General features: G+C 58.8%; 9 protein-coding genes. 4 read left to right on the top strand and 5 right to left on the bottom strand.

Going from position 1 to position 9752, the window contains the following annotated elements; genetic code table 11:
- Positions 1-14: 14 nt before the first annotated feature.
- Complete coding sequence (locus AC0CMF_RS25070) at positions 15-821, bottom strand: ArdC family protein (protein ID WP_472482568.1); 807 nt, start codon at positions 819-821, stop codon at positions 15-17.
- A gap of 537 nt (positions 822-1358) precedes the next feature.
- Here AC0CMF_RS25070 and AC0CMF_RS25065 point away from each other — a divergent pair.
- Positions 1359-3335 (top strand): type IV secretory system conjugative DNA transfer family protein, encoded by a 1977-nt coding sequence (locus AC0CMF_RS25065; RefSeq protein WP_472482567.1) that lies wholly within the window; start codon positions 1359-1361, stop codon positions 3333-3335.
- Between the two features lie 82 nt (positions 3336-3417).
- Positions 3418-3588: a hypothetical protein gene (locus AC0CMF_RS25060; RefSeq protein ID WP_472482566.1), complete on the top strand. Its 171-nt coding sequence runs from the start codon at positions 3418-3420 to the stop codon at positions 3586-3588.
- Between the two features lie 355 nt (positions 3589-3943).
- On the opposite strand, the gene AC0CMF_RS25055 is transcribed toward AC0CMF_RS25060, so the two are convergent.
- The 4 genes from AC0CMF_RS25055 to AC0CMF_RS25040 all read right to left on the bottom strand — a co-directional run bounded on the left by AC0CMF_RS25055 (position 3944) and on the right by AC0CMF_RS25040 (position 7128).
- Positions 3944-4903 carry a replication protein RepA gene (locus AC0CMF_RS25055; protein WP_472482565.1) on the bottom strand — a complete coding sequence of 320 codons (960 nt, stop codon included), beginning with the start codon at positions 4901-4903 and terminating at the stop codon, positions 3944-3946.
- 218 nt (positions 4904-5121) lie between these two features.
- Positions 5122-5589 (bottom strand): hypothetical protein, encoded by a 468-nt coding sequence (locus AC0CMF_RS25050; RefSeq protein ID WP_472482564.1) that lies wholly within the window; start codon positions 5587-5589, stop codon positions 5122-5124.
- Positions 5590-5680: 91 nt separating this feature from the next.
- Positions 5681-6331 carry a hypothetical protein gene (locus tag AC0CMF_RS25045; RefSeq protein WP_472482563.1) on the bottom strand — a complete coding sequence of 217 codons (651 nt, stop codon included), beginning with the start codon at positions 6329-6331 and terminating at the stop codon, positions 5681-5683.
- A gap of 209 nt (positions 6332-6540) precedes the next feature.
- Entirely contained in the window at positions 6541-7128 is a 588-nt protein-coding gene (locus AC0CMF_RS25040; RefSeq protein ID WP_472482562.1) for a recombinase family protein, read from the bottom strand.
- A 108-nt stretch (positions 7129-7236) separates the two neighbouring features.
- On the opposite strand from AC0CMF_RS25040, the gene AC0CMF_RS25035 reads away from it, so the two are divergent.
- On the top strand, positions 7237-8718 hold the full coding sequence (locus tag AC0CMF_RS25035; protein WP_472482561.1) for a transposase: 1482 nt from the start codon (positions 7237-7239) through the stop codon (positions 8716-8718).
- Positions 8715-9548: an AAA family ATPase gene (locus AC0CMF_RS25030; protein WP_472482560.1), complete on the top strand. Its 834-nt coding sequence runs from the start codon at positions 8715-8717 to the stop codon at positions 9546-9548. Before AC0CMF_RS25035 ends, AC0CMF_RS25030 begins: the two co-directional genes overlap by 4 nt.
- Positions 9549-9752 lie beyond the last annotated feature (204 nt).

Below are 9752 nucleotides of genomic sequence, written 5' to 3'. Positions count from 1 at the left end.
TTATGCTCACGTCGTCATAAGGTGAGCCAGCTGTCGATGTAGGCGGCGTGGTCGGGGCGCGGGGTGAGCGTCACGCCCAGGTCGGCGCAGAGGAAGGCCGCGCCCAGCTCGGCCACGAGCTCTTCGACGGCATAGGCGTCATCGCCGAAGCGCTTGCCGAACTGGCGGTCGCAGCGGCGGGTGTCGCCCGTCCAATGGGTGAGCTCGTGCAGGAGCGTGGCGTAGTAGCTCTCGGTCGCCGTGCTGGTTTCGGTGCCGAGGAAGCGTTCGCGCTCGGGCATCTGGATGATGTCGTCGGAAGGACGATAGAAGGCGCGGGTACCGCCGTGGCGGATGATGGCGCCAGTGCCGCCGACGAAGCGCTCGGCTGCGTCGATGACCTGCACGGAGTCCTTGGGTTCAGGGAGCGCGGGCGCCTCGTAACCGTCCACTTGGTCGGCGTTGAAGACCCAGCTCGCGCGGGCCATCAGGCGCTTGCCGTGCTCGGTCTCGCCGGTGTCGTCGTTCCGCTCTTCCACGTCGAACTCCTTGTAGAAGACCACGAGGCTCGACTTCTCGCCCTTGCGGACCTGACAGCCCTTGTTCTGCCATTGGCGATAGGTGCCCCAGGTGCCGGTGGTGAAGCCGCGGGCTTGGGCGGAGGCCCAGAGGCTGACGACGTTGATGCCGCGATAGGCTTTGGCGGTGTCGATGTTGACGGGGCGGTTCAGGCCCTCACCGCTGCGGTGCCAGGGCATTTGCCAGTCGCCCGCTCCCGCCTCGATGGCGGCGATGATGTTGTTGGTGACCTGGGTGTAGACGTCGATGCGTTCGGTAGTCATGGGGTCCTCTCCTTGTCTGGGAGGCCGCGCCCATCGCGGCCGTCCGATGGCGACCGGAGAGGCAGGGGCAAGCCGGGCGGCGCACCCGCATGGGCTGGAGGGAACCGGAAGACGGCGGGGGGGCTGTTTGTTGGAGCGCAGCGCCCGCGAGGAATGCGGCTTCAGCCGCAGGGGAAGAAACTGACCGACCGCCGTTGCGCCGCACGGCGTCCCTGCCAGGTCAGCCACACCTGAGGACGGCCCGTGGAGCGCGGAATCGGAAAAGGACGAGAGGAGCCCAACCGGACGCCTTCGACGTGCCCAAGGGCACTGCGTCATGCCGCTGTCGGGCGCGGGCATTTCGACTGGCGGCCCCCAAGGTCACCGTACCGGACGGGCAACGCCCGTCCCGCGTCATCCGCCAGAAGCCACACCGCGTAGAACCAAGCTCAAAGCCACGTCCGGCTAAGCATTTCCGTCGGATTCATTGGCAATTTGGTGGTAGCGTGACGTCAGGCAGGATGACTGTTCAGGGGAGCATTCGGCGAGGGCGCGACGATGGTGTGGAAGAAGCTGTTCGGGGGTGGAGGGGAGAAGACGCCATCCCGGCGCGAGATTGAGCGCAACCGCCGGATTGATCGCTGGCTGGATGCGATGGGGCCGGAATGGGCCGAGGCGTACCTGATCATCGGAACCGACCCCGCCATTGACAAGGTGTTCTTTGAGAGCCTGCATTACAAGTTGAGAGAAGGTGAAATCGAGGAAGCGCGAAAGCACTTACGCGTCTGCATGCGCTTCCTTACTGACGAATCCCGCCAGAAGCTGCGCAACGTCGGCCAGGCGCAACGCTGGGCCACCTTCGATCAGATGGCGGAAGCGGGCATCGTGATTTCGAACAACGCGACCTTCCCCATGGACGCGCTGCAACTCGCGAAGCAGCCAGTGCCGGATCGCCCGGACCTTGAGTTTCCGCTCTATTTCCGGGGCGAAGGGCATCTGCTGACGGTAGCCCCCACGGGCGCGGGCAAGGGCCAGCGGCTGATCCTTCCGGTGTTGCTGGATTTCGAGGGGCCGACGGTGGTCCTCGACCCCAAGGGCGAGAACTACGAGCACACGGCCTGGCGGCGCAGCCTCTATGGACAGGTGTTCAAATGGGCGCCGGGCGAGGCCGATTCCGACTGCTACAATCCGCTCGACCGGGTGACGGGCTGGGACGAGGCACGGCTTCTGGCCGAACTGCTGGTCATTCCCCAGGGCAAGGAGCCTTTCTGGGACGAGGCCGCGCGCGACCTGCTGACCGGATTGATCTTCTACGTCATCCGCACGCGGCCTGAGGGCCAGCGCAACATGCGCGCGGTCTGCCGCCTGCTCACGCCGAGCAAGGCGGATTTCGAGGCGATGGTCGAAGACCTGCAAGGCTCTGACGACGAGCGTCTCAAGGAACTGGGCAACATCCTAGAGACGCAGTCGGAGGCGTTGCGCGCCTCGATCTCGACGACGCTGCGCACACAGCTTGCCATCTGGCGCTCGGACGACGTGGCCAATGTTACCTCCTCGACCACGCCGGGCTGGACGGTCGAGGACATCCTGGTGCGCGACAACATCAGCGTCACCTTCGCAGCCAAGACCGGCCGCGCGCCGGGCTGGCATCAGCGAGAGGATGGCGGGGTGACGCGCGGCAGCGCGGCCACGGTCTACCTGATCGTGCCGCCCGAGAAGATGGCCGCCATGCGCAGCGTGCTGCGGGTGATGCTGGGCCAGCACCTGAGCGAAGCGATCCGGGTGCGCAAGATGATTGACGCGGCCAATGCCGAGGATGACAGCTTGCCCGCGGAGTATCTCGACTGGCCGATGATGTTCGTCTTCGACGAGATGCCGCAGCTGGGCTACATGCGGATCATCGAGGACGCGGTGGCGATCACGCGCAGCTACCGCATCCGGCTCTGGCTGTTCGCGCAGGACCTGGCGCAGCTGGAAGAGGTGTACCCCAAATGGCGCAGCCTCGTCGCCAACTGCCGCGGCCAGATCTTCTTCCGCCCGAATGACACCAGGACTGCCGAACACGTGGCCGAGCGGCTGGGTCGGCGCAAGGACATCTGGGGCGGCGAGGATTGGGTGGCCTCGCCCCAGCAGCTGATGGGGCCTGAGTTTCGCGACGACTGCGTGATCTTTCAGGACGGCCTGTCGATCCGGGCCAACCTGTATCCGCCCTACTACGCCAACGAGAAGCTGAAGGAATGGGTGGCGCAGAAGAAGCGCGAGCTTGGCGACACCGTCTACCGCGCGCCGCGCCCAGAGAAAACACCCGTTTTCGAGTCGGACGACGACCAGGCGACCGACGCCGATCTGGCGGATGATCCCGAGTATCAGGCGGAACTCGCTGCGCTTCAGGCGCGGATGCGGGGGCGCAAGAATGGCTCGCCGCCCGATCCCAAAGCCGCGCCCGAGGACAATGGCTCCAGACCGCCTGAGCGGCCTTCTGGTTCATCCGAGACGCCGCGCCGCCCACCGGCCCCTCCCAGCTTCGACAAATGAACTGAAAGGGCCGCCAGCGCGCCACAAGCCCCCTTCAAAACCCTACTGCCTAAAGAGAGGAGCGCCGCCAATGAGATGGATAATGGATAACCTGACGACGATCATTGCGCTCGTTGTCATCGCATTCGGCCTGTTTGTCTGGGTAATGCGCAAACGGTACGCCGAATCGTTCAAGAGTGAGATGGCGCGCACTCAGGCAGAAATACGCGCTCGCCGCGAGGAGGCTGCACGCCTCCGTGACGACGACCTTTGATTCGCCGGAACGGCACCTGCCGATAGTTGATGGGAATGCAGAGCGGGTTTCTCAACTCGAACCCATTCAAGAGCCCCTTTGCCGCGGTCACAGCAACGCCGAAGCGTCCAGTAGAAGGCCACGGAAAGCAGCGGTGCCGAACTGTCCACAGCACTCTGGCCTCAACTACAGGATTTTAATAATACAGGACCATATAGGTATATAGCGGGAGCGTTTATGCGTAATCGCGGGAGCGTTTATGCGTGCGTAATTTTCGCATTCAAGAGATACCGCCACATTCCCCGCGGGAGCGTTTATGCGTGGATAAGTCCTGAAACTCACAGAGCTATCAACAGGACTTCTGGCGATCGATCGATTATTTGCAGACGTGTGTGCGGCTGGGCAGAAGAACGAGGCTGTCGGTTGTGGTGTCAAGACGAGCAGCCGGATAGACGACGGCGACTTTGCCGAGCGCTCGGAGGAACGCCTTCTTGAAGTCCCTACGGCCCTGATCGGATGTCGGATAGTCGGCGCCAAATTGGAGTTGCAAAGCGCCCCACGGCACTGCCGTGCGTGCTCGCACATAGGACATTCGGTATGTCAGCCAGAGATAGACATCGAGCGCCATAGGCGAACGCTTAAGCGCTCGTAAGGCGCGCAAGTCGATCGGCACGGGGTTTTCCGTGATCTCGGAGAAGAAGCGTTCGGACAGAACGACGGTGCTTTCCCAGAGCGTGCCCTGATCGGGCTGGCGCGGGGTCCACCAAAGCGTGGCCTTGTCGGCGATATTGACGTTTTCAAGCCCGAAGGTGCTTCCTGATGAGTAGGTGCAGGAGATCGAGCACGCGAACAGCTTGGTCATCTGATCCCGCAAGCGCGGGATAGTGCCCCAACGGCCGCCAGTCGGAACGAGGTCGAGCTCCGCCATAAAGCGGCTGAGACTGCTGCCGAGAATGATGTGACGGCTCTTGGTGCGGACAGCTTCTGTCGTCAGGTAACCGGTCACCAGACGCGGGATGCTGCCATAAGGAAGTCCGATCTTCGAGGGGGCCAGCATCGTCAGCGAGAAGGCGCCATTGGTGCGGGTGAACTCGTTGCCGGCGACGCGGCGATGCGGCATCGTCGCCTGCACCATGGCGCGCGCCATGAACCCGAGTGCCCCGGCTTCCTTGGCTGCTTCGAGCTCGATGGCCAATGCCGTCCCGAACAGCTTGTCGAGCGTGCGGGAGATCGGCTGGTTGTCATTGGCGAACCCCGGCAGGCGTTCAGGAGCCATGGGGGCGAAGCCATCGAGTGGCTCCATAGCGTCGAGGTCTAGTAAGTGACGCGCTTTCATCCTCGTTGGCAGCCTTAGTTCTGTTTTTGTTCTAGTCACACTAACACAAGGGGATGATGTCGTGGTCAAGAATCGACGCGGACGACGACGAGCGGCGTTGCTGGGAACTGTTGTCGGCTCTTGGCACAGCTTGGTGTGACCTTGATTGATAAATGGCGGCGTTTTTTGATCGCTATTTGTCGTAGTAGCCCCGTCAAGAGAACCCTCGGAGAAGTGCCTCACGCACCATGGTCCTTTGCCAAGTTCACCATGAAGTCTCCTGCCTCGCGAATGACGGTGCTCGCTACCAGGTAACGACCAGCGACATTCGCACCTAAGTCGATCAGTAGATAAGGGGCGTCAAAGGGGCCGACGCCGTAAGGACCTTGGCCAAAACCAGCAACCTTTGAGCCGTTAACAGGATATGCATGCTTCGACCCGTTAGCGAGTTCCTGGAGCAGTGTGAAATGAGGACAGTTATCGTCCAACCAGGAGAGGAATTCGTCTTGGGACCTGATGATCGAGGTCCCCAGTGTCACTGGCTTTTTCGGCTTTAGAACGTGGCCCCACAGCCATTCGTGGAGGTGGTATGTCGAAATTGCTGCATTCATCGCGCGGCTTGAATTTGCGATGTCCTTCGCAAGCTCGTCGAGATCCTCCTCGACCTTTTCCCGAAATTCTCTCGCATTGGTGATCGCGAAGACCATGCATTTATCCTCAACAGTTATTAGGGCCGCTATCGGGTCTACCACGAAATCCAGTTATTTATCGGCAGACAAAGTGTGTCGCGGCGCGGGATTAGATTACGTTTCTTCTGCGAAGATCATTTAAAACTACGAGGTATTGGTTTGCCATAAGTTCAATTGCATATCTTATATTGAGTACGGGGAAATGACATTTTTTTCCGAACACAGATTCGAAGATAGTTCCTAGGCTTCGTCCGTGCGTATCAAAGCTTGTGATTCGATAAAGCGGGTATAGAAAATCGAGGCTGTTATTGTAATTGTTTTGCAGTCTTCCCAGCATGGTTTTTACGTCGGGAAGTTGGTTCGTTCGTTTCCATGTGGGGTCAGCAGCTTCTAGTTTCCCTCCGTATGACTGCATGAATACCTGCCATTCCGGTGTGCTCAGGTCATTCATCAACTTTCGGTACTGGTCTTTGAATGTGTTTTTCAATTCATCATATCTTGCAACCGTCTGCGACGGGTCATCAAAAATATATAGAATGAGAAAGAATGGCTCTAGCAACGAACGCGACAGAATATGCGTTAAGTATCGCTCGTTAACGCTAGAGCTTGCGTCAAGCGCGAACTCGTTCTTCGACAAGGTTCCTGCAATTGAATAAAAGCGAATTACTTCTTGAATGAAAAATCCTACCGCATCCGCGTTTTGTGGCAATCTTTCAATGGAGGGAATTTCAGATTCCAACTGTTCGAAATATGTTGACATGGGTTTCCTTCGTAGTTTTTTTAATACGCCATTTATAGCGCGAAAAATTTGATGTTTTAGTTCTTCAAAGTATTTCGTCATGGTTGTATTTATCGAGTCCGTGCGCTTCCGGTTATGGGTTCCTCGTTCTCGGCATGATGACGCCCTCCTCTCACAACGCGGATTGTGTCATCAAACCGGGAGAAATCCAGTTTTTCAGATTGCATATCCTAGTCGGCCGAAGTCGAGCCTTTTCGGTTGAGCGTCCGATACACTGTCGGGCGGGACACGGTGAACAACTCAGCCAAGTCGCTGATGCTGTAGTCGCCGGTATCGTACATCCGTCGCAGCTCGGATTGCTGCCGTTCGGAGAGCTTGGGCTTCTTACCGCGTAGTTTGCCCTTGGCACGCGCTACCGCCATCCCCTCACGCGTCCGTGACCGGATGAGGTCGGATTCAAACTCCGCGAAGGTGGCGAGGATGTTGAAGAACATCTTCCCCATCGGATCGGCGGGGTCATAGATCGACGTGCCCAAGGCCAGCCGCACCTGGCGCACAGTCAGGGTGTCAGCGATTTCCCGTGCATCGAGGACCGAGCGTGCGAGGCGGTCGAGCTTCGTGACGACCAGCGTGTCACCTGCCCTCACGGCCGCAAGCGCTTGGTCGAGGCCAGGACGTGCGCGCGTGCGTCCTGTCAGCCCCTGATCCGTATAGATGCGATCCGGAGCGACGCCAAGTTCGAGGAGGGCATGACGCTGTGCAGCAAGGTCTTGCTTATCAGTAGAGCAGCGCGCGTATCCAATAGAAATATTCGTCATGAAATAAAATGTACGTTAGACGTACCGTTACTGCAATTTTTATCGTACTATTCAATTGATAAAGCAAAAGACAATTATTTACTGATATTTGTACAGAGTAGATTTTTGATGACGAAGCGTCCGTACAACGATCCTCTTCCGGACAATTTAGTCGAGCTGACAGACGAGCAGCGGAACGAGGCAATGGAAAAGTTCACCATCCTGCGGCCGCACCTTCAGGATGGTGTTGCACAGGCCGAAGTGGCGCGCGCCTCGAATTTGCCACTGCGTACCATTCAGAGGTGGGTCGCCCAGTACAAGGCAGATGGCCTGATGGGCTTGGCGCGCCAAGCCCGAGCAGATGCAGGAAGCCGTCGGTTTCCCCCAGAATTGATCCGAGCGATCGAAAGCCTTGCACTCGGAAAACCACGCCTCTCGGCGGCGGCTATCCACCGGCGGGCTCAAACGCTGAGCAAGGCACAGGGTTGGCCTGCGCCATCCTACGCGGCCGTGTACGAGATCATTCAAAAGATGGAGCCAGCGCTTCTAACGATGGCCCATGAAGGGACGGCCGCCTACCGAGACCGTTTCGAGTTGATCATCCGTCACCGAGCCGAGCGGCCGAACGTCCTATGGCAGGCCGACCATACGGCGCTTGACCTGCTCATCCTAGACAAGAACGGGAAGCCCGCACGCCCCTGGCTGACGGTCGTCATTGACGATCACTCACGGGCGATCGCCGGGTACACGGTCTTTGTCGGTGTGCCGACAACCCTGCAAACCGCCCTTGCGCTACGACAGGCAATTTGGCGCAAAGGCATCTCCGACTGGCCTGTCTGCGGCATTCCCGACAATCTTTATGTTGACCATGGCAGTGACTTCACCAGTCGGCACCTGGAGCAAGTCGGGGCCGACCTTCGGATAGATCTGACGTTTTCTACGGTTGGACGTCCTCAAGGGCGCGGGAAAATCGAGCGATTCTTCGGCACCATAAATAGCGAACTTTTGCCGGAGCTCCCCGGTTTTCTGGTGAAGGGGAAGCCTGTAAATGCGCCACGACTGTCGCTGTCCGATCTGGACAAGGCTCTCGGCTCCTTCATTGTAGGGACATATAATTCGCGCGCGCACAGCGAGATTGGTGTCTCGCCGCACGAAGCATGGGTAGCCGAGGGGTGGCTCCCGCGCCTGCCGGACACACTCGAAGCGCTCGACCTGCTGCTCATCTCCGTTGCGAAGCAGCGTCTTGTTCGTCGTGATGGCATCTACTTTCAGGGCCTGCGGTACTTGGACCCCACTCTCGCAGCCTATGTTGGAGAGCATGTCACCATCCGATATGACCCACGCGACATCACTGAGGTACGTGTCTTTTTCCGCGACAGGTTTCTCTGCCGCGCCGTGAGCCCGGAACACGCAAGTCGGACGATTTCCCTCAAAGATATTGAGCAAGCCCGCTCGGCGCGCCGACGGGCGCTGCGCGGCGAAATCGTCGTCCGCGCCCAAGCGACAACGGATTTTCTGCCCAAGGCAGAGGATACAAGCACCGCCAAGACTACATCCAGGTCACGCCCCAAGAAGAAGCTGTCTCTCTACAAGGAAGATCTGGACGCATGAGCCGTGGAAACGGCCGTACCAGTCGTTTCATCGCTACGCGGGAACATCGGCGGTTCGTTGAGTTCGCCGATGCTGTGCGCCGCCACAAGACAATCGGACTTTGCCACGGACCAGCCGGCGTTGGGAAAACCCAGTCAGCCCGCCGGTATGCTCGCTGGCATCTGATCGAACCGCATATTGATCTGCACTTCTCATCGTTCAACGACACAAAAGACCCAAAGCTGTGTGCGGCAATCACGCGCAAGAGAGCCGTGTTTTACACACCCACCGTCTCTGAGACGGTCGCAACGGTCGGGAGGAATCTGAATCGCCTGATATTCGGGGCGCAACTATGCATTACTCGAAAACTCGATCCGAAACGTTTTAACGAAGATGAAGAGGACGCTCTGTACAACGTCGACTTGATCATCATCGATGAGGCAGAGCGGCTTTCAACCGCCGGTCTTGAGCATCTACGCGACCACATAGATAGGAACAGCACGGGGCTGATACTCATCGGCATGCCCGGCATTGAGAAGCGCTTGGCGCGCTTTCCCCAGCTTTACAGCCGGATTGGCTTTTCTCACCGATACGCATCCCTGTCCAAGGACGAGCTTACCTTGGTGCTGGCCGGCTATTGGAAGCGACTTGGCAAGAGACGACGCATCAACACCGAGGCCGATGCGCTGGCTATCGCGGCAATTGCCCGCCTCACCGGCGGAAACTTCCGCCTGATACAGCGCCTATTCATGCAAATCGAACGTGTCCTGCGCATCAATAACCTTGATGAGATCACCGAAGAGGTGGTTGAGGCGGCAGCGTCCGCTCTTGTCATCGGTTACGCCCTTTAGCAGGCCACCCTCTGCTCCCGCTATTACGCCAAATAGCGATCAAAAAACACCGCCATTTATCAATCAAAGTCACAGCTTGGCTCTGAGTGTGCCAAATCTGTGCCAAAACGCGAGAAAGCCCCGTCCGCGAGGATCGGGGCTTTCGTCTGAAGCGTTGATATTGCTTGGTAATTTTGGTTGCGGGGGTAGGATTTGAACCTACGA

Source organism: Pannonibacter sp. CBAS1226, assembly GCF_055685825.1.
The sequence above is the reverse complement of the archived record's forward strand: the minus strand, read 5'-3'. Positions and strand labels throughout refer to the sequence as shown.